Origin of the sequence: Phormidium tenue FACHB-1050 (assembly GCF_014696925.1) — a bacterium.
Lineage (GTDB): Bacteria > Cyanobacteriota > Cyanobacteriia > Pseudanabaenales > Pseudanabaenaceae > Pseudanabaena.
This window is the reverse complement of the sequence record NZ_JACJQY010000014.1, coordinates 82,343-107,102: the sequence shown is the minus strand read 5'-3', so window position 1 is coordinate 107,102 and position 24,760 is coordinate 82,343. Positions and strand designations below refer to the sequence as shown.

Sequence of the window (24,760 nt, the reverse complement as noted above, 5' to 3'; positions counted from 1 at the left end):
GTCTGTCCCTGTAAAAATATGGAACACTTTCCCACATTCCCGACACTTGTATTTGACGATTGGTGTACGTTGGCGATCGTGTGGCGCTTGTCCCACTGGTATTGCGTGTCCATTGGGACAATACAATCCTTTCGGATGTAGAATTTCTAATAACCATTCATAGCAGGCTTGCTCATCTAACAATTCCGTCAGGGGAAATTTGATCATGGCATCTCTATCGATTCATGAAAATGACTCCCTCCTATTTTGCCATTTCACCTGCTTCCCCATATGAGCGTCTCCTTTTCATTCTCTTGGATTTGCTCAGTTATCCATTCTCTGGGTTACTTTTTCCTGCTCTTTTTTTGATTTTTTTAATCAACTTAGTCTAGACTCCAGTAATTTACGCCGTGCAGCTTTACCAAGCTGTTTACTGATTTCTAACGGTCAAGGCGGATTAAATCAAGACTCAGTTGCACTATGTCATCAACTCCGAGTACTTGACAAAACTCGCTTGATTAAAAGATTAGGACAGCTAGACATAAACGTAATTGCCGAGTTAGAAAGAACTGTCCTATTTACCCTTGGATATCAAACGCCATAATATTCCAATAATCAGCGATCGCAAAATTATTGAGGGCTAAATAGAGCAACAATTCTAGCCAATACATCATCAATAATCGCATCTGGCACACTCTCTAACTTTCGCGCTTTACGAGCAGACAAGTCAATAGGACGGGGTTGATCGCAACGAACTACACCTTTAGTGATGGTTCCAGCAGAATCTAGAGAAACAGCAAAACCTGCGGTTCTCGCAAAATTTCCACCTGATGTAATTGGAACAACGATAGGGACTTTAGTTAAGGCGTTGAATTTATCAGGAGAGACAATCAAAACTGGTCTAGTTCCCTGTTGCTCATGTCCTTCCGTGGGATCAAGCGAAACAAGATAAATATCACCACGTTTCACAGTTCATTCCCCACAGGTTTGACATCTAGCCAAACGCGATCGTCTTCCGTTATCGGAGCATTAGGATTGCATTGCGCCAAAAGCTCATCTAGTGAATATATTGGTTTTGGTTGAGGTTCAATAATCAGTCTGCCATTGTCAACAGCAACCCCCACAGTTGTACCTGATTGTAGGTTTAAAATTTCGAGGACGGCGGGGGGAATCGCCAACATGATCGAGCCACCGACCTTACGAAGATTTGTGGTGTGCATAATTTTTCTTGTAGTTATACTTAAATATAACATTAGCAGAAACCCTATCTCTCATTGAGTCTCAGAAATGTCTTTTAACTTGTCTGAGATTCGATCGCTCCTTCGGCTTCATTAGCGATCGCCTTTAAACGATCCAACATATCCGCAGTCACATCTTGCCACATCCCACGCTGATTCGCTTCTAGTAAGCGCTCCGACATATCTCGCAACGCCCAAGGATTGCTAGACTTAATAAAATTCTGGACTTCAGGATTAAAGATATAAGCCTCCGCAACTCCCTCATACATGAAGTCCGAAACGCAGTTAGTCGTAGCATCATAGGCAAACAGATAATCAAGGGTTGCCGACATCTCGAAAGCCCCTTTGTAACCGTGACGCATTGCGCCTGATATCCATTTGGGATTAACAACACGCGATCGATAAACCCGCGCAATCTCTTCACTCAATTTGCGAACCTTTGGCTGAGCCATCCGTGAATTATCGCCAAAGTAGACATCTGGAGCATTGCCAGATATAGATTTGACAGCCGTTGTCATTCCACCTTGAAACTGATAATAATCATCGGAATCGAGAATGTCATGCTCGCGATTATCCTGATTTTGCAGTACGATTTGCATATTGCCGAGGCGTTGATTGAAGGCTTCGGGAGCCGATTTACCCTCAGACTTGCTAGTGTAGGCGTAGGCACTCCAATTGATATAAGCACGGGCTAAATCCTGCTCACTCTCCCAATTTTGCGACTCGATTAAGCCCTGCAAACCCGCACCATAGGCGCTTGGCTTCGAGCCAAATACCCGATAACGCGATCGCTCTTCCGCTTGTTCTAAAGTCAAGCCTTCCTTTTGCCATTGTGCAGATTCTGCTTGGACTTTTGCCGCTAAGGGATTTTGATCAGCAAGTTCATCAAGATTCGCAACCGCGTTCACCGCACTATCAAATAGATCGATCAGATTTGGGAACGCATCTCGAAAGAATCCCGAAATTCGCAATGTGACATCCACACGGGGACGACCAAGAATTGATAAAGGCAAAATCTCAAAATCCACGACGCGACGCGATACGCCATCCCAAACAGGTTGCACACCAAGCAGAGCCAGAGCTTCCGCAAGATCATCGCCTCCCGTTCGCATGGTGGAAGTTCCCCAAATTGATAGCCCCAAGGTTTGCGGATATTCACCATGCTCTTGAGTGTAAGTTTCGATCAACACATCCGCAGCTTTGCGCCCAATATCCCAAGCCGTTTCCGTCGGCACAGCCCTAATATCAACCGAATAGAAATTCCGTCCTGTGGGTAATACTTCAGGTCTACCCCTTGTCGGCGCACCTGATGCACCACTAGGCACATATTCACCATTGAGTCCGCGCAAAAGATTTGTAATTTCTTGCTTGGTTTTGTAGAGAGAGGGGAGCAGGCGATCGCGAATCCACGTTAGTTCCGCCACAATCTCGCCCCCCTTTGCAAGGAGGGTAGGGGGGATCTCTTCTATTTTTAAATCTCCAAAAGATCCCCCTAAATCCCCCTTATAAAGGGGGACTTCAGACTTTTTGCTATTAGCACAAATCTCTTTGATTGGAATCTCGCCCCCCTTTGCAAGGGGGGTAGAGGGGATCTCTTCTATTTTTAAATCTCTAAAAGATCCCCCTAAATCCCCCTTATAAAGGGGGACTTCAGGTTTTTTGCTACTAGCATAAATCTCTTTGATTGGAATCTCGCCCCCCTTTGCAAGGGGGGTAGGGGGGATCTCTTCAAGAATCTCTGCTACCAACTCCGCCGCATATTCCTCTATAACTTCCACCGCATCACCAATAATCCGACAATTAGCTAAACGTGGATGCGAATTTGCTGCAAGTAATTCCCCTAAATCTGCAGTCAGGGGATCAAAATCTAATTGCCACTCTTGCGCGATCGCCCTAGTCAACCCCATCCGATTAGCCGTAGGATTTCGGGCGATCGCTACAACCAAATCCCTTAACTGCTGACCTTCTGGGCATTGCCCGAAAATATGTAACCCATCACGAATTTGCGCCTCCTTAATCTCGCAAAGATAACCATCGGCTGTCGTGAGAATTGTATTTAAAGAATCCTCTAAACGGTCTAGGGAAATTCCTAGATCATGATAGAGATTTTCCTGTTTGATGGTTTCGATGAGGCGATCGCGAATCATACCCAAACGTGAAGGATCAAGAGTTTCCGCCTCGTAATATTCATCGATTAAGCCTTCTAATTGCTGCAAGCCGCCATACAACTCAGCGCGAGTCATCGGCGGAGTGAGATGGTCAAGAATAACGGCTTGCGATCGCCTTTTTGCTTGAGAACCTTCCCCAGGGTCATTGACGATAAAGGGATAGAAATGAGGCATCGCACCAAAAGCGGCTTCAGGATAGCAATTTTCCGATAGAGCCACACTCTTGCCGGGAAGCCATTCGAGATTGCCATGTTTGCCGATATGGGCGATCGCATGGGCGTTAAACTTGTCGCGCACCCAATGATAGAAAGCCATATAATCATGGGTCGGCTCTAAATCGGGCGCATGGTAATTGAGAGTAGGATCAAGGTCATAACCGCGTGATGGCTGAATACCGACAAAAATATTGCCAAATTGCATACCCGCGATCGCAAATTCTTGTTCTTGCTTTGGCTGATTCCATCGGTTACTAATTCCATTTTGCACAGGTTCGGGCAAATTCTGGAAATAGTTTTGATAATCTGCTAATGCTAAAGATTGATAGACCTGTCGCTCTCCAAAGGATTCGCGATCGTTGGTTACGCCTGTCGTTAACAACTTCATCAATTCGTCGCTAGTTTCAGGGATTTCGCCAACGCTATAGCCTGAACTTCGCAGAGACTTGAGAATCTCTAAACAACTGGCTGGGGTATCTAAACCAACTCCATTGGCTAATCTGCCATCACGATTAGGATAATTGGCAAGGATTAAAGCTATTTTGCGATCGCTTACATCCGTGTGCTTTAGCTGTATCCATTTCACCGCCAGATCAGTGACAAAATTAATCCGCGATCGTACAGGTTCATAGGTCAATACTTCCGTTTGCAAAGCCAGATTTTGTCCCTGCATCGCTTTAAAGGAAACTGCCCTTGTGATAATTCTGCCATCAACTTCAGGTAAGACCACATTCATCGCCATATCGCGAGGATTTAGTCCTTGTGTACCATTTGCCCAAGTTTTCTTAAGTCCACCACTAAAAATCACCTGAAACACAGGCACATTCAAAGCTTCCCAAAGATCGACTTGCGGTGTATCGGTTTTTAAACTTGCTAAAGAGAAGCTAGTCGTATTCAAAATCACATCTACTTTTTGACCAGATTCAGGCAAGCAATAGCGAATTAATTCCGCTTGCACATCGGGTTCCTTTAAGGATGAAACATAGATTGGTAAAGGTTTAACCTTACGCTTAGCTAAAGCCTTACACAAAGACGCGATCGCTGCCGTATTACCTGATAAGTAATGGGCGCGATAAAAAATAATTGCGACTAATCCGTTACTACTTTTTTCTTCGGCAGGAAGAGAAACTTCATAAATCCCGATGCGTGGCACTGGTTGAGGAAGTTGATATTCCATCGCATCATCCAGAAATTCCGTTGCAATAAATTTGAGTAAATTATGATAGTTCGTAATTCCTGCTTCAATAAAATATTGCCAAGCCTGATTTACCAAAGTTAGTGTCGTCGTAGAATGACTAGTTAAATTTGGATCAGGGCGCTCATCCCCTGGTAAAACAATTAAAACTGCACCCGTATTCTCTACTACCTCCTTAACGACTTCTAATCCATAACTCCAATAGGATTGCCCACCAATTAACCGTAAGATAATGACCTTTGCGTAAGCTAACACCTCTTCGGCATAGGTATCGATCGCTATTTGTTGCTGTAATTGCAAGACATTCACCACTCGAATTTGTGGAAAATCTTCGGGCAAACGGGCTGTAGCCGCTGCAAGGGTTTGGATATCCGTATCCGCAGCAGTAATGATCACAATCGGTGCAGGTTGCTGATCAACAAAAATAACGCTGTCGGTGGACTGGTTCCAGCCCCCTGAAATAGTGGCAATACGATGCATTAGTAATCCAAATAGCTTATGGGCGGCTACGTCATTATACTCAACGCTACAGCCTCAGCGACTTTAATCCCATCAATCCCCGCCGAGAGAATCCCGCCTGCATAGCCTGCACCCTCTCCCGCAGGAAAAAGCCCTTCCACATTGAGGCTCTGATATTTCTCATTACGTTTAATCCGAATCGGTGAAGAAGTGCGCGTTTCCACACCCGTGAGCATCGCATCATCCATCGCAAAACCTTTGATTTGTTTGTTAAATGCAGGTAGAGCTTCACGAATTGCAGCGATCGCATAGTCAGGCAAACTCTCACTCAAATCACATAAATTCACATTAGGTGCATAGGAAGGATGAACTTTACCTAGATCTTGAGAAGGACGGTTAGCAAGAAAATCCCCTACAAGTTGGGCTGGTGCGGCATAGGTTCCACCACCAAGCTCAAAGGCGCGAGATTCGAGGCGACGCTGAAAATCAATACCTGCGAGAGGATGCTCTGGATAATCATCGGGCGTAATCCCCACCACGATGCCACTGTTCGCATTCCGCTCATTCCGCGAATATTGACTCATGCCATTGGTAACTACGCGCCCAATCTCGGAAGTTGCCGCCACAACTAGTCCCCCAGGACACATACAGAAGCTATAAACAGAACGTCCATTCTGGCAATGGTGAACTAACTTATAGTCAGCAGCACCTAAAACCTTATGTCCTGCATAATCGCCGAATCTCGCTTGATCAATAAGGGTTTGTGGATGTTCAATCCGAAAACCTATTGAGAAAGGTTTGGCTTCGATATATACGCCGCGATCATAGAGCATTTGGAAGGTATCACGGGCGCTATGACCAACAGCAAGAACGATATGATTACTAGCAATATATTCACCATTAGCAAGGGTTACACCTCTCGCTTTACCATCTTGAATGTCAATATCTTCTACTCGACTTTGAAAGCGAATTTCACCGCCGAGAGCTTGGATTTGAGCGCGAAAACTTTGAACGATGCCGACTAGTTTGAGTGTACCAATATGGGGCTTATTGATGTAGAGAATTTCAGGAGATGCACCTGCATTCACAAATTCAGTGAGAACTTTGCGCCCATAGTGTTGTGGATCTTTGACTTGGCTGTAGAGTTTCCCATCGGAGAAAGTCCCAGCACCGCCTTCTCCAAATTGAGCATTAGATTCAGGATTAAATTCGGTTCTTCCCTTCCAAAAGTTAAACGTATCCGCAGTGCGATCGCGTACTGCTTTACCCCGTTCTAAAATAATGGGTCGAAATCCCATTTGCGCCAACATTAGCCCAGCAAACATCCCTGCTGGCCCCATCCCAATCACGATTGGACGAGTTTTGAAATTGCTGGGAGCCTTGGCGACATATTGATAGCTCATGTCTGGCGTGGGCTTAACATGGGGATCTGCTTGTAATTTTGCTAGTAATTGTTTTTCTAAAGGTGTCTCAACATCAACGATGTAAACCAAGTAAATATCTGTTTTCTTTCGTGCATCATAGCTACGCTTAAAAATAGAATAATTAGTTAACTCTTCGGGTTTAATTTGCAGCTTTTTGAGAATTGCTAATTTCAGTGCATCTTCAGGATGATCGAGTGGAAGTTTAATTTCGGTAATTCGTAACATGGACAATAAAATTTGTAAGCTTTATAACTATACTAAGTCACAAAGAAAAAGCCACGCTGTGCATGGCTTTTTCTTTGTAGCTCAACTAAAATTTAGAGAAAAGTTATACCAAATGAAGAAATGGCTACGCCATTTCTTCATTTGGTATTAGTCACAAGCCTGTTGTCCCCAAGACATAGGAGTTCTGGTGCGAGTACGATCATCAAAGTCTACACCGCAAGTAAATCGTTTGATCTCGCCATTTGGAAATAGTCCTACGGTTGCTGAGTCAGCAGTGCGATCGCGCCCAAATGTAACCGCAGCCGTACCAACGCAAGCATTAGTTATTTCTTGAGTAATCTCGGTCATTAGATCAACAGATTTCCACACAGTCTCAACCCCACGCCCTTCCATTGCAAATACATAGCGGCGATCAAGGTTAGCTGAGCGATCAGGATAGGGAGTGATTAGTTTAGAGAATCTGCTGCTAGTCGTGACTTTCACATTAGGAATAGCTTCTAAACGCACAACATTTTCATCGATCATCCTTTTGCAATGACTCCACAGAGATGGAGTCTCATTTGTGCTTGACTGCGGTTGCTTTTTAAATTTAGAGAGAATATCTTTACCGCCATCTTGGGCGAGTTTTTCAAGGCGATCGCGTTCTGATTTTGTAAAATTAGCCCTTATCGAGCGTTCTTGAAATTGCTCCTGTCCATTGACCATCACTTTTTGCGCGCGAATTAATTCGGCTTGCAACTTGCCGCCACCATCAAACATGAATAGCTCATCGGTGTGAAAAAAGCGAATTGCCGCTACCTTGCCATTTGGGTAATACCAATAACCAATACCATCACCATAATTGACAATGGTTGACGACGCAGAGATCAATCGATACTGTCCCTTGTCGCCTGCACTGGCAGTACAAACACTGTAATTAATACCTGCCTGTAAGATGCTGCGATCATCACAGGTTTGTTGGCTAATCTCTGCAAAAGCTCGATGTAAGGCTTCGGCTTGAGTAGGTTTAGCCTGTAGCGCTAGGGGAGAACCTAAAACGAGAAGTGCTGAGATTAGAGGTATAGAAATAAATTTCATGTTCTTGTTTTTTAGGTTGGGTTTTAAGTTGACTAGGGACAGCCTGATTCAAGTCTAGGATTTTCAGCGATCGCCCGATCCCATGATGATTTGCGCTCTCGTTGGTAGATTTTTAGCGCTTCGTCAATAGCCGACATTTTGCGATTATTCTTTTTGTAGTAATCACGAGCGGCGATCGCGCCTACCAAACTAGCTTCAGATCCAGCGATCGCGCATTGTCTTACCAGCAGATTCTGCTCTACCGTAAATCTTGGTTTGCGCCAAACTTTTGAAGCGGCGAGGGCTTTTTGGAACTGCTCGATCGCTTCGTTAAACTGCCCCATTTTGAGCGATTTGTCTCCTTCAATCCAGTAGGTCATGATTGCATATCCGTAGGGACTCGCCTCAAGCATTTTGCGTACCTGTTCTGGAGATAGACCTGAACCTGATTGCTGTTTAGTTTTTTCTGAGGTTATTAGCTCTGCTTTTGGCTCAATCACTGCTTGAGCGATCACCGCAGAAAATTGTTTAGGCAGAGTTGAGGCTTGCGCTTGTCCACAGGCTGCTATTGAGCAGCTAAGGGCAAGAAAACCAAAGAGTTTGATTTTTGAGAATGTCATATTGATTTAGCGCAACCAGTCTAGAGATTGGACAATTTTGATAAACTCGTTGGGAGTCATGTAGGCTGTGTCACTACAAATAATCGCCGCATTGATCCGATTGGCAGCATCGCTATCAATAGTTCTCAAAGAGTAGAATGGGGATTTACCTGCGGGAAAAGACCATAAATTATTTTGTGGAGTCTTGGCGATCGCTTCCGTTATCGGTTCGCTCATACCAGTATCAATATTGACATCCACCTTGCCCAAAAGTTTGGTATTGACAGTACGAGAATAGCGTCCAGTCGGTCCCCCAATACCACCGCCAGTTGCCTCAACCGCAAAGCACTGATCTTGAGCATTGCGATATAGCACTGTATAGTCAGGACCAAAGCGACAAACTCCATTAGCATCGATCCTGTCTCCCCGACGACAGGGTTCAGTTTCGACCGCCGCTATCCAAAATCCCTGAGGGACATATTTGGGAAGCGCAATTTTGATGCTAAGGGACTTCAGTTCTGTTCTAAAAGAGCCGACCAAACTATGACCACTATTACTTTGAGCATGGACTGGAGCCGCAACAGCAGCAGTTAGGGACAACAGGGAAAATAGAGATAGGCAGGTAGTATATTTCATGGATGGTTTGGTAATTGTGTTTATTAAAATGTCTTCCATTCTTCACGATTGAGAAAGAAGCCGTTGCCTTTGGGGTTGGTGCAGGTCAGCCCATCGGTGCGCGACTTGCAGACAAATCCGCCTCTGTTCCAAGTTTTGCCATATGCCAAGGTTTTGTAGTTTGGCGAATAAGCGCTATCCCCTGCACAAATTACCGAGGGCTTACCAAATTTGGGCAAGGATAAGCCACCGCCCCAATCCAAATTGCAGGACTCTGGTTGTGGTGGCATAGGCTTTAATCGGCTGACAATCTCACAACGCAAGTGATCGCCGTAGATCACACAGTAAATATTTTTGCTAGGCATGATGAAGCCGTTTCTACTGAAATCATCCTCCGATGATTGCGCGATCGCAGGTGTATTTTGTGGTAAAGCTTCGACTTTTAAATTGGTGAAGGAAAGTAGGGAAGTGGCGATCGCTAAAACTGACAAACAGGAAATGCGAATTCTTTGCATTGTGTTGAAATTTAATTAGATAAAAAAATCACCCAGAGGTTTTTGGGTTAAGGAGCTTAGCGATGTCGATTGACGCTTGGTTCTGCTAGAAAGTTGCTAACTTCCCCAAATATGGATTGAGCCATTCTCCATCTTAAAAATTCTGACACTTTCACCATTCGCATCTTCGCTCCTTTGCTGATAGACAAGACCACCGCGCTCATCGGTGTAGGTCATGGGGCGATCGCGACTAAGCAAAAAATAGTCAGATACTCCGTCTTCCCAACGAATGCCAACATTGCCTTGATTCATTGAAAATACGCAGGGCATGGATATGGTTGCTCGACTAGCACCATTAGGGAAATATCGACAATATGCTTTTCTACTATCTGCTTGGGCTGAGAATGGAATAGATAATGCGGCGATCGCCGAAATGACAGCTACTGAAATAAATTTCACAATTTTTGAGCTTTATTAACTTTTTATCCTCATCATTGTATCTAAGACAAACAAACCTGATAGGTGATCAATGTCACTAGCAATCAAAGGTAATTATCTATAGGTCTCATCAGATTTGATATAGCAATGCAAGATATAGCTAGGACAAATCAAAATCCAAAAGATGAGTGGCGGCGCTTTGCGCCGCCACTCATCTTTTGGGTTTTATGTCCTAAGCAAAACTTACATTCCTATAGTTCTATCTGACAACATCCACTTCTCCAATATCTTTATCTAGCAAAAATTTTCTAATCTTAGCAATAAAGGTTTTTGCATCGGTGATCGCTCTATTTGCAACTATTTCATCAGCCACAAAATCCTTACTATAGTCACCAACTTAGAGATTTTATAGCTCAATCCCCTCACGCTTGACCACTCGGATTAAAGAAATAGCTGCATCTAAAAAAGCTGACTTCGCAGTGGGAATAATCGATACTAATTCGCCATATTCATTCAGGAAATGGTAGCGAATGTCAGATGTTCGATATATTTCCTCAGCTACATTTACAGGATCATCAAGGACGGTCATCACGTCAATATCTGAGTCAGGAGTTGCTTCTCCCCTTGCTTGCGAGCCAAATAGAATCAATGAAAATAAGCGATCGCCATATAGCTCTACTAAACTAGCTTTTAACTCGATTAGTAAATTTGATAATTGCTTATTTGCAATAGCCTTAGTCATCTCGCCTATGATTTTTGATGCTAATTCTAATATAACTCGTACTTCATTAACTGGCAGGGCAAAGATCCATTGAGTACGGCTGTTCTCTCTGCACATTTCAATCCAATTGTTTGTGATAGCTGCTTATTGCCACTCAAGACAAAAGCTGTCCATCCCTTAAAGCGTTGTTTGAGAACATTCCCTAACTGTTTATAAAAAGCACCCAAATCACTATCACGTCCTAATCTCTCACCATAGGGAGGATTACAGAACAGAACGCCACTGTCAGCAGGAGCAACTACTTCCGCAAGGTCTAGAGCCGAGAAATAGACATGATTGGATAAGCCGCAGTTTTTGGCATTGATAATTGCTTGATCTACCACTTCAGGATTGCGATCGCTACCCCAGATTGGTGCAGGTAATGTATCCAAACGACTATCATCTGCTTCTTGAATTAGTTTTGCCAAAAGTTCCTGATCAAAATCTAGCCAAGTCTCAAAGCCAAAATGATCGCGAAACATTCCAGGGGCAATATTCAGGGCTTTTAAACTTGCTTCCAAGGGCAGAGTTCCCGAACCGCAGAGAGGATCGTAAAACATCTGATCTGGTTGCCAGCCTGACATCTGGATTATCGCCGCAGCAAGAGATTCTTTGAGCGGCGCGGCTCCCACGGCGGGACGATAACCGCGACGGTGCAAGCTATTGCCAGAGCTATCAAGACTGACCGTGCAACCATTGTCATCAATATGCACGCCGATTCGGACATCGGCTTCCTGTACATCCACATCCGATCGCTCGCCAAATTTCTCCTTCTGCTGATCAACGATCGCATTTTTTACCTGTAAAGCTGTGAAATGCGTATGATTGAGATGATCATTTTTGCCAGTAGCATTCACCGCTAAAGTCATTTCAGGGGTGAGAAATTCTGACCAGTCGATCGCTTTAATTCCTTGATAAAGATCATCAGCATCAAGGCAATCAAATTGATCGAGATGCATCAAGATCCGAAATGGTAGCCGCGCCCAGAGATTGACCCGATAAAGCAAAGTGCGATCGCCTTCAAAGCTAACACCGCAAAATCCTGCCTCAACCGAATGAGCGCCGAGTTGTTCTAGTTCCTGTGCTGCGAGTGCTTCTAAACCCCTCGCCACAGTTGCAAAGTATTGATTCATTTTTAAAATCCAGATTAGATATGCGTTGCAAAGCGCCGCATATCTACATATTTAATAGCAATTAACAAAAGTGTTGTCACACTTTTGTTAATTAAAGACTTAACCCAGTAAGGGTTTTCAACACACAAAACGACTTAGCCGTTTTGTGTGTTGGTATAAACAGGCTAGGATGGACTCTAACCATCGACCGATCGCTTAGAAGGCGATTGCTCTATACAACTGAGCTACTAGCCCAAACAATTTCACGGTTTATTATACTACAACAAAAGTTGTGATTTTGGCAATTTGTTGTAAACCACAAAAAGAGAGTCTCTCTTTTTGTGGTTTTGTTAAAAATTACTTTTTAAACCACCTAAACAAATTGCTAGAGTGCAATGATAGAAAAACTGTATTAATAAAATTGATTGAAATTAGTAAATATTTATGGATAGTACATTAGCGATCGCATACCTTGGGGCCTTAGTTGTGCTGCTAGCTGGGGTTAGCTGGTTAGTTATCCGCCAGATTTTGAAAGCCCGTAGTTTAGAAAATGTAATTTCTGACCTTCAACCCAAGCTGCAAAAGGAAAAAGGTACACCCGAAGACTATTACCAACTTGGTAGTGTTTATTTGCGAAAAAAACTCTATGCTCAAGCCATTGTCCTATTTAATAAGGCACTGAAAGAAGGAGGGGATAACGTTCCCGAAGTTTACAATGCACTGGGATTTTCCTATTTCTCGCAGGAACAGTACGATCTAGCGATCAAAAATTACAAAGAGGCGATCGCTTTACAAGATGGCTATGTAACTGCCATCAATAATCTTGGTCATGCCTATGAGAAGAAAAAGCTGCTACCTCAAGCGATCGAGATGTATGAACAAGTCGTAAAACTAGATGAAAAGAATGAAACTGCAAAGCGCCGCTTAAATTCTTTACGTAAACAAGTAGTACCAACTGCCTAAAAAAAGGACAAAAAAAGGGACGCAAAGCGTCCCTTTTTTATTGCTTGGCTTCGATTAGTCCACCACCGAGCAGCAAGTCACCACAATAGAAGACTGCTGCTTGACCTGGAGTAATACTAAATTGTGGCTCGTCAAAGACAATCCTAGCCCGATTGCCTTCGAGGGGAATTACCGTTGCATTTGCAGGCTCAGTGCGATAGCGTACTTGTACTTCGGCAGTAAATGGAACATCTGTAGGGGCAAGTGATACCCAGTTAACTTGATTGATCGTGCATTCTTTTTCATGGGCTTCTGTGCGATCGCCAACGATAACTTCATTTTTGATAGGGTCAAGGGCAATCACATATAAAGGATGCGCCGCCGCTACGCCCAAACCTTTGCGTTGACCGATGGTGTAGTGATAAGTACCATCATGCTCACCCAAAATATTTCCTTGCGTATCAACAATCTTGCCTTGAACAGGTGTGAGATATTTATCCAGAAATGCTTTCATGGAGCCATTAGCTTCAACTAAGCATAAGTCCATACTTTCAGGCTTTTCGGCAGTAGCTAAGCCAAACTCTGCTGCAATTTTGCGGGTTTCGACTTTGGTGGTGTTGCCCAAGGGAAAAACACAGCAGCTTAGTTCTTCTTGACCAACTTCGTAGAGAAAATAGGACTGATCTTTATTTTGATCAACGGCACGGCGCAATTCGTAGCGTCCCGATTCAGGATTAAAGTTTAGCTTGGCATAATGCCCAGTCGCAATTTTATTGATGCCCAACTTTTCGCGAGCATAGGTCATCATTGGCGTGAACTTCACGGCTTTATTACAGCGTGAACAGGGCAAAGGCGTTGCCCCTGCGGCATAGCCAGTGACTAGATAGTTAATAATATTTTGTTCAAAGACATCACGACTATCCACAATTTCATGATGAATGCCTAATTCCTCACATAGTCGCGCAGCATCAACCATACCTTCTGAGCAGCATTGTCCTTTGCCACGCATTAACCACAGCGTCAAACCTGTGACATCGTATCCCGCACGATGCAATAGGGCCGCAGCCACGGAACTATCAACTCCGCCCGACAAACCGACTACGACCTTTTCTGTCTTTTTTTCTGAGATTTCTGCGTTTGACATTTGCTGCGATCGAACCATTCAGCCTAAATTGTATCCTAAAACCCCAAAGATGAAAGGCGGTGCTTCGCATCGCCTTTCGTCTTTGGGGTTTTAGGATGTTTTGCTATAGTCGAGAGACTTGATTGCAATTAGTGAGAAACCTTTCTAATAAATGTGTTTGTGCGCCGAAATGGAGATGGGTATAGGCAGCATGAACTTGATATTTTTGCCATCCTTCAGATGGATACTGTAAATGCGAGTCATAGCCTTGCAGAGAATACAAGGGACGATCGCTTAATTCAGTTAAAGATGAACGATGAAACTCATGCCCCCAAACTTGATCGCCTTTATTCACTAATGGGCTATCTTGCAAGGCGATCGCCTGACGATATCCCAAAGTTAGCCGCTTACCCATTTTTGCTGCCGTCGGGAAAATATTCACCATTGGGAATGACTGTTCCTGAAAATCAACAATGCGATCGCACAGATACATTAACCCTCCACATTCGGCATAGGTTGGTATGCCTGATGTGATCGCATTGTAAACAGACTCTCTAGCAGTCTTATTTTCGGCTAATTCGCTGGCAAACACTTCAGGAAAGCCGCCACCAAAGTATAAACCTTGGATATTTTCTGGCAAGGTGTGATCGCTAATAGGACTCCAAGGAATTAGCTCCGCACCCATTTCTCTAAACAAATCGAGATTATCAGCATAGTAAAAACTGAAAGCGCGATCTTGTGCGATCGCAATGCGGATACCCTCACCCCCAGCCCCTCTCCCATGGGGAGAGGGGAGTAATATTTCTTGCTCCTGCTCTCCCATAGGAGATGGGGATGGGGAGTGAGGGCTTGCCATCAATGGCAATAATTTCTCCCAATCAAAGCAAGTCTCACCTAGATGGGCTAATCGCTCAATAATTCCATCGAGATTAGACATTTCCGCAGTGGGAATTAGTCCCAAATGGCGATCGGGAATAGAGATATCATCTTGGCGACGGAGAACACCTAGGATTGGTAAATTTAATGGTTCTAAGGCTTGGGTTAATAACTCTAAATGGCGATCGCTACCAACGCGATTAAGCACAACACCAGCAATGTGAATGCGTGGATCAAAGGTGCGATATCCATGCGCGATCGCTGCAATTGAACGCGAAGTACTAGCACAGTTAAGAATGATTACTACTGGCGCATTTAGCAGCCTTGCAACGTGAGCAGTACTAGCAGTATCATCTTTCCCCGTTGCGCCATCGAATAGCCCCATCACTCCTTCGATAATTGCATACTCAGCTTTCTGACGATATTTCGCAAAACAGTCCTTTACATAGGATTCAGAAGTGAGGACGGGATCGAGATTGCGACAGGGTAGCCCCGTGATGTAAGAATGGAACATGGGATCGATGTAATCGGGTCCCACTTTAAAAGATTGCACGGGAGATTTAGCAGATTGCGATCGCGCTTTCATTGCTGCTAGTAGTGCCAAAGTTACGGTGGTCTTGCCTACACCACTACGCTCACCTGCGATAATTATTGCCATTTTTGATAGATCATGTTTTTGGTAGTGAAGGCGATGATGGGCGTTTCTTCGTGCCATCCATCGTCGCCTCTAGTTATGGGATAAATGGAATAAACTGTTTTAGGAATTTCCGAAGCTTTAATAGACCGATGACTTCGCGCACCTTGGGTGAGACGAAATCTTCAGGTGGTATACCATCTAGCGATCGCAGTTTTTCCATGAGTTCAGTATATTCGGCGGCTGAGAGTTGTTTGCCATCGATCGGCGATCGCGCATCGGTATAGATTTCGGCACGTAAAACTTCTTCGGGTGTATCTTCCTGCACAGATAGTTTTGACTGAGTTTCGGCGAGACTAAGCATCGGCATCATGGCAATTGCAGAGATCTGGAAACTGAAGAAAGTGGCGATCGCTAATCTGTGATTTCTGCTTTGTGGTGATAAATTTTGGCGTTGCGAAGCTTGGCAACTTTTAGCGCCCCAATCTATTTGGTACATCTTCACAGCCTCCTGGGATAGTTTTACGAGATTTTTTGCCACACCATGCACAGAGATATTGGCGTGTTTCTTCGGATAAATCGATCGCCTTGCTAAAGTCTGCATCTTCCACCACTGCGCCTGTATATTCTCCTGTCTCGAAATTAGGGAGATGTTGGCGATCGCGGGGAGAAGCCGTTTCTAGGTTGCCATAAAATAGCCTCACTCGACTAAGATCTGTACCGCGCAAGTTTGCCTTAGCTAAGATCGCCCCCACGAGGTTTGAACCCGTAAGATCGCAATTCACAAAATTTGTCTTAATCAAATTCGCACCGCTTAAATCCGCATTTCGCAAATCCGTATTGCAAACATCACGACCAGCTAGCATCATTCCCAAATTAACTACCCTTACTCCATTAGCCAAATCTACTACATAGCCGCCAGTTCCATCCAGAATTGGACGACCAAGCAAGCCATCGCGTTTGAGTGGAGTTAAAAGATTGGCACTGGACAAGAAGCGAATAATTTTCGCACGTCCATCAGCATCACATCCCCCCAGCAATGCTGCGGTTCTGGCTTGAGCGATCGCTCTTTCTAGGGGCCAGTCTTCCAATTGTCCTTGTGGATCGAGAACGAGATCAGAAATCCCTTGGAAATAGGAGTCAATGGTTTGCTGTTGGGTAATGACATTTTGCTGACCTGTCAAACTTTCCGAAATTTCATTTTGTCGCCAAGCCACCCACACCGCCAAAATCGCGATTAAAATCTGTCCTACGGCTCCTAATGCTTCCCATTTCAGACTGTCAAACCATCTTGCAAATGCAATATCAAACTCGGTGACATGGGTTGCCATTAATATGGCGACTCCAGCGAGAATGATCGATAGGGTAATATCCCAGCGTTTTCCCAGTGGCGACGAGGCGATCGCTGTTATGAACGGCGGTAAGAGAATTGGAAAGATAATCGTCGAGATGATGGCAAGTCCGATATAAACCAGTTCATCGCGGTCTAGATACATGGCGATGAGGGACATCATCGATGTGATCGTGGCGATGACTAAGAAAAATACTTTGATTCGAGAGTTTGGTGGAGCCAATCTAGTTAATTCTGTCTAATCTTGCTAATCTTACAATAAAGAACCAAATTTTTTGTGGCGCGGCTTCGCCGCACCACAAAAAAAATATTGTGTGTTCTAGAGCGACTGAAAATTAGCAGAATCTGCTAAGAAACTACGCAAGCGCCGCGAAATTAGTTCTCGGCTTCCCATTCTCCGCCCAAGCTCTTTTTCTAAGGCTCCCACAGGCGTGAGGTTTTGCGGCGCACGGGGATCGCGGGTGGGATGTGAGGCATATTGAGGAATTAAGTAGGTACTTTGATCAGCGATCTCCTTAGCCCTTTCAAGAGGGATTGCGCCATCAAGATCAATCCGAATAATTCCATGCAGATCGTGATAGCCCAGCTTTTTAAAGTTCAAATCTTTACTGCCCGATCGCAAGTACCAACTAAGATTGGAATCATTGGCTTTAGAAATCCGAAAAATCGGTGTGCGCTCTCCTACCTTTAGCGATCGCATGACTTGGGCATTGTCTCCTTTAAGATAAGCTTTACCCATCGTTTTTACGTAGCCCATCGTATCATAGGGAGTCTGATAAACCCGATAGAGCAAAGGACCATCACGGACGATTAGCGTATTCTCTTTGATTAGTTCTTTGTTTAACGAGAGTGCATTGGCAATCCGTAGTTCTTCATCGAGCATTTCGCTTTGTACTAGTTGAGAAGGTGTATCTGGTTGATTGTTACTACTAGTCAAACAGCGATCGTACTTCAAATCACCTCGACCACTGACAGGACATGGGATTGACGTGACGGGTGGAGTCAAATTTCCGCCTAGAGCAATAATTCTGGTTACTTCTGTTGCTACACATTTAGCTCTACTGATCGTGCGATCAACTAACACTGCACCCACTGAAATCGTCGCAAAAGCTCCATACAAAATCTCATCATCACGCCTTCCCAGAAAGCTCGCATCAAGGCGCAATCGACCATCAATAAACAAAATTTGATTAGGCAGTTCAGGGGCGATCGCTGCCCTAATTGGTTGCCATTCACCATTGCTAAATTCAACTTCAGTATTTACCTTGTCACTAGCGGGAATTTCTTCAGGATTGATGCTGACAGGCGCATCGTAGCCCATACTCCAAGGCTCTAGACGAATGTTATATTCGCTCCAAAAGTTGTCCGCTAGTGGTTTGACAAGGTTGGTAACCATATGGAAAATAAGCTCTGTAAATTTGGAATGAATTATACAGGAGCAAGCTATTAATGCAACATCCAGCGCTTAGCACTCAAACCCAAAACAAAATTTTTTGAAAGTGTTGCGAAGCAACACTTTCAAAAAATTTTGTTTTGGGTCGTGTGTTTACTGAGAGACTCCAGCCGAAAAACTTGTTTTGATATTGCTGATCATTTCCTTGACATCAACATTTTCCCAAAGAACTCGATATAACTGCAATGGCTCTTCTTTACCCTTTACTTTAATCAAATCCAGCTTTTCTAACGGTAGATTTAAGCTAGAAATCTTGGCTTTTGTACTTTCAGAAATAAATACTTCTCCCGCTTTGGCGGCTGTGCAAATGCGACTAGCCACATTCATCGTATCGCCAATATTCGTGTACTGAATCAGGTTCTCAGAGCCAATATTACCAGCGGCGACCATGCCTGTATTGAGTCCAATGTGAATCTGAATTTGGAGATCTCGTCCTTGTTCTGTCCAATCTTCATTTAATTGTTTCATCGCCCATTGCATGGCGATCGCTGCATTCACAGCCATCACTGCGTCATCCTCTTTTTGATAGGGTGAACCCCAGACTGCTAAAAGGGCATCCGCAATATATTTTTCCAATGTGCCACCAAAGGGGAAGACAATATCTTCGACCATCACCTTGAAATATTCATTCAAGAATTCGAGAACCTTGCGCGGCTGCATTTGAGCAGTCATTTCGGTGAAACCGCTAATATCAGAAAACAAAGCGGTGACTTCTGTTTCAACAATCCGATTTAAGTCCCAACCTTCTTCAATTTTTTTGCTAACGGCGGCAGGAAAAAATCGCTCTAACTTGGTGCGACGAATCACTTCTGATTGCATATTGCGATAAAGATGGGCATTTTCGATCGCGATCGCCGCCTGATTTGCCAAACTACTCAAAAATTCTAGATCTTCTTTATGGTATGCATGACCACGCGATAGATTATCCACATACAATACACCGATCGCTTGATCTCTTGGCTTTAAGGGCGCACACATCGCCGCTTGGATCGATTGTTGAATAATTGACTGTGAACTATCAAAACGGCGATCGAGCGAAGCATCATCACTAATGATCGCATCACCTTGTTTCAAGACAAAATTAGTGATTTTGCGACTATAAAAATCAAGGTCAGCCGTTGTATTGGGGTTACTAAATTTGTAGGCTTTTGGTTCTAACTGCCCAGTTTTCTCATCGATCAGTAATAATACGGCGCGATCGACTGACATGATTTTTAGTAATAATTCTAAAATCTTTTCAGGTAAAGCCGAATAGGCTTCTGGAGAGGCTAATTCTTGGCTAACCTCCAACAAAACTCGTAACTTTGCCGATGTCCTTTGCACCTCATCAGTACCTTGAATCATCAGCACTGAGCCTGAGGTTGCGAGCTTCTGCTGTTGGAGTAAATCTTGCATATTCACACGAGATTTCTCTGGAGAAACTCGCATTAAAATCGACAATCCTGAATTGGGAATTGTATTTTGATTAGTGGGGTTAGCCCCAGAAGTTGTGCCAGATTGAGATTCATCAACTAATCGAAATACAACACTACCAAACTGCACCAAATCCCCATGATTTAGTTTTTGTTGGATAATCTTGACCTGATTAACAAAAGTGCCATTACTACTATTTAAATCGGTAACATATAGTCCTTTATCTGTTACCTGAATTTCCGCATGATGACGTGACAAACTTCGAGCATCATCCTCTACGACAATACTATTATCTAGTCCTCTCCCGATCGTATTTACACCATGTTTTAGATCGCAGACGCGCTCATGGGGAGTACCTTGATTTTGAATAATGTATGGCATATTTTTATTTGCTGCGACTACTGGAATATCATTACAGCGCAAAGCACTGAAGTAAAACCCAAATTTTTTATTGAAAGTTTTGCAAAGCAAAACTTTCAATAAAAAATTTGGGTTTATTCGCTAATTCCACTACAGAAGTTCCCGTGAAAACTCTCATATCATTCATAATGAAATTAACAGCATTATCACATTTTTATCCATGTCGCCAACTACGCTAGAAGTACAATCTCAAGTTCAGGCTGATCCGCAAGTCGCAACTGATGCGATCGCTGAGTTTAATCAATATGTGATGAGTACCTATGCTCGCTTTCCGATCGCCCTAGAGCGCGGCGAGGGCTGCCGAGTATGGGACAGCACAGGCAAAGAATATTTAGATTTTGTGGCTGGCATAGCTACTTGTACGTTGGGACACGCACATCCTGCAATGGTCAAAGCGGTAACTGAGCAAATCCAAACTTTGCACCATGCCTCTAATTTGTTTTATTTTGCACCCCAAGGTCAATTGGCTAAATGGCTGGTACAAAACTCCTGTGCTGACAAAGCATTTTTCTGTAACTCTGGTGCTGAAGCCAATGAAGGGGCGATTAAATTAGCGCGTAAATATGCCCATACCAAGCTTGGTATCGAAGATCCTTTGATTTTGACAGCAAATGCTAGTTTTCATGGACGCACCCTTGCCACCGTTACCGCCACAGGGCAGCCCAAATATCACAAGAATTTTGCGCCCCTCGTCCAAGGTTTTGACTATATTCCTTACAACGATATCGCCGCTCTCGAAGATGCTGTCAAAAAATATGAAGGCAGACTCTGCGCGATCATGCTCGAACCATTGCAAGGTGAAGGCGGTGTTAACCCTGGCGATCGCGCTTATTTCTCGCGTATTCGCGAAATTTGTGACGAGAAGAAAATCCTGTTGATTATTGATGAAGTCCAAGTGGGAATGGGACGCAGTGGAATGCTCTGGGGTTATGAAAATCTGGGCATTCAGCCCGATATCTTCACTTCGGCAAAGGGCTTAGGTGGCGGTATTCCCATCGGTGCGATGATGTGCAAGGCAAGTTGTGATGTCTTTGAAGCGGGCGATCATGCTAGTACCTTCGGCGGTAATCCCTTTGCCTGTGCCGTGGCTCTGTCGGTTTGCAACACGATGGTCAAGGATAATCTGATCGCCAATGCCAGAGAACGTGGTCAACAACTGCGGACTGGGTTGCAAGCTATTTGCGATCGCTTTCCCCAACATATTGCTTCAGTCCGTGGCTGGGGCTTGATCGATGGTTTGGTATTGCAAGAGTCTAGCCAAATCCAAGCTCGTGATGTAGTTGCCGCAGGAATTGAGCATGGTTTGTTGTTAGTGCCTGCGGGTGTGAAGGTGGTGCGCTTTGTACCTCCGTTGATTGTTTCGGCTGAGGAGATTGATCAAGCACTAGCCATTGTTGAACAGGCGATCGCAAGTTTCTAATTGGTTTTTATAGCTATAGACACCTGTATCAGGACAAATAAAAACCCAAATAATGTGAGGCGGCGCGAAGCGCCGCCTCACATTATTTGTCTAACAAGAATGGCGACAGATATAATTCACGAAAGTGTGACCACTCTTTCGTGAATCGGTATTAGTGGACATTTCAAGTAATTTAAAACCTAAAAAGGAGCCTTTAAAGGCTCCTTTTTAGGTTTTATGATTAATTACGGCGAATCTTGGGAACTTGGCGAGTAGAAAGATCGCTCTCAGCTAAAATTTGCTTAACTTGCGGTTGCGCCAAGACGATTTGCACATCAGCAATAAGCCGATCGCCCCAGAGATTTTCAACTAGATAGGGAATTTTGCCATAGCGTGGATCGATTTTCATCGCTTCTACCGCTAGCTCAACGGCTTTAGTGCGATCGCCTTTACGATAAAAAGCCGTGGCAAGGGCAAGGGTTGGCTCGGCGGCAAGAAACTCAACTTTTTCGGCTTGCTTGAGTGAGTTTTGCCATTTAGCGATCGCCTGATCGACATTGCCACGCTCATACTCAACTAGACCGATGTTATTAGTTGCTGCCCAAAACTTGTTATCGATTACGAGGACATCATTGTAGATAGTCACTGCTTCGTCATAACGCTTGGTCAAAAAGTAAGCATTGCCGAGGTCAAACATTGCTGTTGCCGCCTTTGGCTCAAGGGCTAGTCCTTGTTTGAGGTGACTAATTGCTTCGGGATAATTTTTATTGCGGAGATAGGCAGCCCCCAAACTGAATAAAATCGTCGGCTCATCTTTTTTGAGATTAAGAGCCAATTTCAAAGCCGTAATGGCTTCAGCATATTGCTCTTTACGGAGATAGATACTGCCGAGAATACCTTGAGTTTGAAATGCTTTGGGCGCTAGTTGTGCGGCTAGGCGAGCGCGAGGTAATGCCAAATCGTACTGCTCAAATTGAGCAAGTTGAGCGGCTTCCCTTGCCAAGTTGAGCGCTTGCTCTTCTAAGTTGCCAAAATTAATCCTTGTTGTGTGAGGCAGAAGAGCTTGAGCGCGTAGTGGAGAGGCTCCAACGCTAACTGAAGCAAGTATTGCCAACAACCAAATTCGATGACGCACAGGTATAACTCTTACCAATTCTGAATGTTTTGAATATATTTCAAATGATAGCGCTTCTTTATCAAAACCGATTTTAGGTTTTCACAAAACCCAGAAAATTAAAGAGGGGCGCAAAGCGCCCCTCTTTAATTTTCTGGGTTTTAAAGATTTTTTGAGTAGCGATGCTTGCTAGAATATCTCTAGAATTTTGTTTGATTTATTAATCATATTTAAGAAAACCGCTATGGACTTCCTAAACCCTGTATTTTCCGCATTTTCCAGTATTAATTTTCAGCTAATTTTCCAATTGACTTGTTTAGCGCTGATTGTCGTTTCTGGCCCCGTCATCATCTTTTTGTTATCTGCTAACAGTGGCGACTTGTAATTAAACAAATAATTAAACAAAAAAAGGAGGGTGCTTTGCACCCTCCTTTTTTTATGAGCGCAAAGCGCTGTAGTTGCTAGCGACACGACTGGAAATACTGGTTACAAAGTCAATAAAGAAGCGATCGCCTTGTAACGCATTAAAGGTTTTTTGACATATTTTTTGCAATGCATTGGTTATCGCAGGAGCAGATTGTGTTTCAGGTTGCTGCTCTAGATATTCCACAAAACTCGTACCGCCAATGTGAGTTAAGTAGGCGGCGGTAACGGCTTGCATGGAGCCACCGATCGCATAGGTGAGCGCATTTACCTTAAAGCAAGAGGCGATCGCTGAGCTGGCGATTTCGATGCAGCCAAGTTGTAATAATTGCTGGGCAATGATCATCGCAAATTGCTGAGCTTGTTTGATATTGAGTGGACGATCATAAATTTTGCCGAGATCCATCAACATTTGGGTATTGATCGCCGCTCCAGCCAACAAATCGATCGCAGGGATGGGATTCGCAAAAACTGTCGTAGCGGCGATTAATTGATAACGATTAATGATTATGGCGGCATCTTGGCGACGTTGATGATTGATTGTGCCATTGATTTCCTGTAGCAAATTTTTGATTTGCAGATGGGTGTTGTGAATTAGCAAGTCTTCCCACTCATTAGAAAGAATTGTCTCAATGCGTTCTTTTAAAGCTTTCACATCGGGCGGTAGATCTTCCCACCATTCTTGGATTGCCTCACTATGAACTGAATCTTCAGCATTGGCATATTGACGCACTTTAATGGGACTAGGCTGAGCGGCGATCGCCACAATATCGGTGGGAGCTAAGAAATGATGCGTGCGTTCTTTGAGCTTAGCTAATACATTTTCGCGATCGCTTGGCAAATACAAATCCGTCTTATTAAAAACGAGAATTACACGCTTACCTAGACCAGCAAGGCGTTCAAGTTCGCCATATTCGCTATTGGTTAAATCTCCTGCCGTTACAAAAATCATCAGATCGGCATTTTGGACAACTTGCAGAGATTCGATTTCCCGCTGCTGCCCCATCGCTCCCATTTCTTGCGTCCCTGATGTGTCAAGCAAAGAAATCTGGCGCTTAACTTTGTTTTCACTTTGAATTGGCGTTATGCCAACGGGTGAAAAGTCGATCCCTTGATAAGTGTATTCTTGACGAGCGATCGTTGTGCCAATTGCTGCCCCCGTCTTACCTGCCTTGCGCCCCAACAAAGCATTAATCACCGAAGTTTTGCCTGCGGAGCCTGTACCAAAAACGACGATCTGAAAATGATTTTTTTGGAGATTGCTAGTAATTTGTTGTGCTTGCTGGTCTAAAGTTGTGCGTTTACTAAGATCGGCAATTTTAGCGATCGCCTTTTGCGCTTTCTGTAATTCTTTAAATAGATAACTGCGATCGATTACGTTTGGCTGCTCTAGCCCCGCAGCAAAGCTCTTTCGCACATTCACAAACAAAAGTGTGCCGCCAATCATCAGTGTACTTATGCTCAGTAAATGCCAGTCATGCTCAATGGAAAATAAGGTATTGGCGATCGCGGCAACACTGATAATCCCCAAACCTAATATCCATTTTTTTGGCAAACTTTTATGAGACAAGACTGTGCGATAGTTCAGCATTCACAACATACTCTTAAAAATTTAATCTTAAATATCTTTGACTT

General features: G+C 43.9%; 24 protein-coding genes and 1 tRNA gene. 4 read left to right on the top strand and 21 right to left on the bottom strand.

Annotation, left to right across the window (positions count from 1 at the left end; translation table 11 throughout):
• The coding region (locus tag H6G05_RS11045; protein WP_190578217.1) for an IS1 family transposase at positions 1-207 on the bottom strand (207 nt) is incomplete at its 3' end.
• Between the two features lie 106 nt (positions 208-313).
• Between H6G05_RS11045 and H6G05_RS26010 the strand changes: the two genes are divergently transcribed.
• On the top strand, positions 314-583 hold the full coding sequence (locus H6G05_RS26010) for a type II toxin-antitoxin system PemK/MazF family toxin (protein WP_190578229.1): 270 nt from the start codon (positions 314-316) through the stop codon (positions 581-583).
• 26 nt (positions 584-609) lie between these two features.
• On the opposite strand, the gene H6G05_RS11035 is transcribed toward H6G05_RS26010, so the two are convergent.
• The 12 genes from H6G05_RS11035 to H6G05_RS10980 form a co-directional block, all read right to left on the bottom strand.
• On the bottom strand, positions 610-948 hold the full coding sequence (locus H6G05_RS11035) for a type II toxin-antitoxin system PemK/MazF family toxin (RefSeq protein WP_190578216.1): 339 nt from the start codon (positions 946-948) through the stop codon (positions 610-612).
• Positions 945-1,199, bottom strand: a complete 255-nt coding sequence (locus H6G05_RS11030; protein WP_190578215.1) for an AbrB/MazE/SpoVT family DNA-binding domain-containing protein — start codon at positions 1,197-1,199, stop codon at positions 945-947. Before H6G05_RS11030 ends, H6G05_RS11035 begins: the two co-directional genes overlap by 4 nt.
• 74 nt (positions 1,200-1,273) lie before the next feature.
• On the bottom strand, positions 1,274-5,275 hold the full coding sequence (gene cobN / locus H6G05_RS11025; RefSeq protein WP_190578214.1) for a cobaltochelatase subunit CobN: 4,002 nt from the start codon (positions 5,273-5,275) through the stop codon (positions 1,274-1,276).
• Positions 5,276-5,301: 26 nt separating this feature from the next.
• Entirely contained in the window at positions 5,302-6,903 is a 1,602-nt protein-coding gene (locus tag H6G05_RS11020; RefSeq protein ID WP_190578213.1) for an NAD(P)/FAD-dependent oxidoreductase, read from the bottom strand.
• Positions 6,904-7,050: 147 nt separating this feature from the next.
• On the bottom strand, positions 7,051-7,980 hold the full coding sequence (locus tag H6G05_RS11015; RefSeq protein ID WP_190578212.1) for a hypothetical protein: 930 nt from the start codon (positions 7,978-7,980) through the stop codon (positions 7,051-7,053).
• 32 nt (positions 7,981-8,012) lie between these two features.
• Entirely contained in the window at positions 8,013-8,579 is a 567-nt protein-coding gene (locus H6G05_RS11010) for a hypothetical protein (protein WP_190578211.1), read from the bottom strand.
• A gap of 6 nt (positions 8,580-8,585) precedes the next feature.
• Complete coding sequence (locus tag H6G05_RS11005) at positions 8,586-9,233, bottom strand: hypothetical protein (protein WP_190578210.1); 648 nt, start codon at positions 9,231-9,233, stop codon at positions 8,586-8,588.
• Complete coding sequence (locus H6G05_RS11000; protein WP_190578209.1) at positions 9,218-9,688, bottom strand: DUF6636 domain-containing protein; 471 nt, start codon at positions 9,686-9,688, stop codon at positions 9,218-9,220. The genes H6G05_RS11005 and H6G05_RS11000 overlap by 16 nt, the downstream gene beginning before the upstream one ends.
• A 96-nt stretch (positions 9,689-9,784) precedes the next feature.
• Entirely contained in the window at positions 9,785-10,126 is a 342-nt protein-coding gene (locus tag H6G05_RS10995) for a hypothetical protein (protein WP_126388097.1), read from the bottom strand.
• A gap of 385 nt (positions 10,127-10,511) precedes the next feature.
• Positions 10,512-10,847, bottom strand: a complete 336-nt coding sequence (locus H6G05_RS10990; RefSeq protein ID WP_190578208.1) for a nucleotidyltransferase domain-containing protein — start codon at positions 10,845-10,847, stop codon at positions 10,512-10,514.
• A 26-nt stretch (positions 10,848-10,873) separates the two neighbouring features.
• Positions 10,874-11,998, bottom strand: coding sequence for a THUMP domain-containing class I SAM-dependent RNA methyltransferase (locus H6G05_RS10985; protein WP_190578207.1), 1,125 nt, complete (start codon positions 11,996-11,998; stop codon positions 10,874-10,876).
• A gap of 160 nt (positions 11,999-12,158) precedes the next feature.
• A tRNA-Arg gene (locus H6G05_RS10980) sits at positions 12,159-12,232 on the bottom strand.
• A gap of 189 nt (positions 12,233-12,421) precedes the next feature.
• Between H6G05_RS10980 and H6G05_RS10975 the strand changes: the two genes are divergently transcribed.
• Entirely contained in the window at positions 12,422-12,940 is a 519-nt protein-coding gene (locus H6G05_RS10975) for a tetratricopeptide repeat protein (RefSeq protein ID WP_190578206.1), read from the top strand.
• Between the two features lie 37 nt (positions 12,941-12,977).
• Here the strand turns inward: H6G05_RS10975 and mnmA are convergent, their stop codons facing one another.
• The 6 genes from mnmA to H6G05_RS10945 form a co-directional block, all read right to left on the bottom strand.
• The gene (gene mnmA / locus H6G05_RS10970; RefSeq protein ID WP_190578205.1) at positions 12,978-14,063 is read right to left on the bottom strand and encodes a tRNA 2-thiouridine(34) synthase MnmA; all 1,086 of its coding nucleotides are present in this window, start codon (positions 14,061-14,063) and stop codon (positions 12,978-12,980) included.
• Between the two features lie 103 nt (positions 14,064-14,166).
• A complete protein-coding gene (locus H6G05_RS10965; RefSeq protein ID WP_190578204.1) occupies positions 14,167-15,576 on the bottom strand; it encodes a cobyrinate a,c-diamide synthase in 1,410 nt (469 codons plus the stop codon).
• A 73-nt stretch (positions 15,577-15,649) separates the two neighbouring features.
• A complete protein-coding gene (locus H6G05_RS10960) occupies positions 15,650-16,051 on the bottom strand; it encodes a hypothetical protein (RefSeq protein WP_242025421.1) in 402 nt (133 codons plus the stop codon).
• Complete coding sequence (locus tag H6G05_RS10955) at positions 16,026-17,126, bottom strand: pentapeptide repeat-containing protein (protein WP_242025418.1); 1,101 nt, start codon at positions 17,124-17,126, stop codon at positions 16,026-16,028. Before H6G05_RS10955 ends, H6G05_RS10960 begins: the two co-directional genes overlap by 26 nt.
• A 96-nt stretch (positions 17,127-17,222) precedes the next feature.
• Positions 17,223-18,299 carry a hypothetical protein gene (locus tag H6G05_RS10950; protein ID WP_190578203.1) on the bottom strand — a complete coding sequence of 359 codons (1,077 nt, stop codon included), beginning with the start codon at positions 18,297-18,299 and terminating at the stop codon, positions 17,223-17,225.
• 150 nt (positions 18,300-18,449) lie between these two features.
• Positions 18,450-20,150 carry an adenylate/guanylate cyclase domain-containing protein gene (locus tag H6G05_RS10945; RefSeq protein WP_190578202.1) on the bottom strand — a complete coding sequence of 567 codons (1,701 nt, stop codon included), beginning with the start codon at positions 20,148-20,150 and terminating at the stop codon, positions 18,450-18,452.
• A 199-nt stretch (positions 20,151-20,349) separates the two neighbouring features.
• Between H6G05_RS10945 and H6G05_RS10940 the strand changes: the two genes are divergently transcribed.
• Positions 20,350-21,609 (top strand): aspartate aminotransferase family protein, encoded by a 1,260-nt coding sequence (locus tag H6G05_RS10940; RefSeq protein WP_190578201.1) that lies wholly within the window; start codon positions 20,350-20,352, stop codon positions 21,607-21,609.
• A gap of 220 nt (positions 21,610-21,829) precedes the next feature.
• On the opposite strand, the gene H6G05_RS10935 is transcribed toward H6G05_RS10940, so the two are convergent.
• Positions 21,830-22,723 carry a tetratricopeptide repeat protein gene (locus H6G05_RS10935; protein WP_190578200.1) on the bottom strand — a complete coding sequence of 298 codons (894 nt, stop codon included), beginning with the start codon at positions 22,721-22,723 and terminating at the stop codon, positions 21,830-21,832.
• A gap of 223 nt (positions 22,724-22,946) precedes the next feature.
• Between H6G05_RS10935 and psb30 the strand changes: the two genes are divergently transcribed.
• Positions 22,947-23,087: a photosystem II reaction center protein Ycf12/Psb30 gene (psb30, locus tag H6G05_RS10930; protein ID WP_094530094.1), complete on the top strand. Its 141-nt coding sequence runs from the start codon at positions 22,947-22,949 to the stop codon at positions 23,085-23,087.
• A gap of 51 nt (positions 23,088-23,138) precedes the next feature.
• Here psb30 and H6G05_RS10925 read toward each other — a convergent pair whose 3' ends face one another.
• Positions 23,139-24,716: a YcjF family protein gene (locus tag H6G05_RS10925; RefSeq protein ID WP_190578199.1), complete on the bottom strand. Its 1,578-nt coding sequence runs from the start codon at positions 24,714-24,716 to the stop codon at positions 23,139-23,141.
• Positions 24,717-24,760 lie beyond the last annotated feature (44 nt).

Excerpts from the sequence above, each read along its gene's own strand:
- H6G05_RS11010 (WP_190578211.1), bottom strand. The coding sequence starts at position 8,579 with ATGACATTCTCAAAAATCAAACTCTTTGGTTTTCTTGCCCTTAGCTGC.
- H6G05_RS11005 (WP_190578210.1), bottom strand. The coding sequence starts at position 9,233 with ATGGAAGACATTTTAATAAACACAATTACCAAACCATCCATGAAATAT.
- H6G05_RS10985 (WP_190578207.1), bottom strand. The coding sequence starts at position 11,998 with ATGAATCAATACTTTGCAACTGTGGCGAGGGGTTTAGAAGCACTCGCA.
- H6G05_RS10940 (WP_190578201.1), top strand. The coding sequence starts at position 20,350 with ATGTCGCCAACTACGCTAGAAGTACAATCTCAAGTTCAGGCTGATCCG.
- psb30 (WP_094530094.1), top strand. The coding sequence starts at position 22,947 with ATGGACTTCCTAAACCCTGTATTTTCCGCATTTTCCAGTATTAATTTT.
- H6G05_RS10945 (WP_190578202.1), bottom strand. The coding sequence starts at position 20,150 with ATGCCATACATTATTCAAAATCAAGGTACTCCCCATGAGCGCGTCTGC.
- H6G05_RS10965 (WP_190578204.1), bottom strand. The coding sequence starts at position 15,576 with ATGGCAATAATTATCGCAGGTGAGCGTAGTGGTGTAGGCAAGACCACC.
- H6G05_RS11030 (WP_190578215.1), bottom strand. The coding sequence starts at position 1,199 with ATGCACACCACAAATCTTCGTAAGGTCGGTGGCTCGATCATGTTGGCG.
- H6G05_RS10925 (WP_190578199.1), bottom strand. The coding sequence starts at position 24,716 with ATGCTGAACTATCGCACAGTCTTGTCTCATAAAAGTTTGCCAAAAAAA.
- H6G05_RS10975 (WP_190578206.1), top strand. The coding sequence starts at position 12,422 with ATGGATAGTACATTAGCGATCGCATACCTTGGGGCCTTAGTTGTGCTG.
- H6G05_RS10950 (WP_190578203.1), bottom strand. The coding sequence starts at position 18,299 with ATGGTTACCAACCTTGTCAAACCACTAGCGGACAACTTTTGGAGCGAA.
- mnmA (WP_190578205.1), bottom strand. The coding sequence starts at position 14,063 with ATGTCAAACGCAGAAATCTCAGAAAAAAAGACAGAAAAGGTCGTAGTC.
- cobN (WP_190578214.1), bottom strand. The coding sequence starts at position 5,275 with ATGCATCGTATTGCCACTATTTCAGGGGGCTGGAACCAGTCCACCGAC.
- H6G05_RS10960 (WP_242025421.1), bottom strand. The coding sequence starts at position 16,051 with ATGTACCAAATAGATTGGGGCGCTAAAAGTTGCCAAGCTTCGCAACGC.
- H6G05_RS11015 (WP_190578212.1), bottom strand. The coding sequence starts at position 7,980 with ATGAAATTTATTTCTATACCTCTAATCTCAGCACTTCTCGTTTTAGGT.
- H6G05_RS10990 (WP_190578208.1), bottom strand. The coding sequence starts at position 10,847 with ATGACTAAGGCTATTGCAAATAAGCAATTATCAAATTTACTAATCGAG.
- H6G05_RS11000 (WP_190578209.1), bottom strand. The coding sequence starts at position 9,688 with ATGCAAAGAATTCGCATTTCCTGTTTGTCAGTTTTAGCGATCGCCACT.
- H6G05_RS11020 (WP_190578213.1), bottom strand. The coding sequence starts at position 6,903 with ATGTTACGAATTACCGAAATTAAACTTCCACTCGATCATCCTGAAGAT.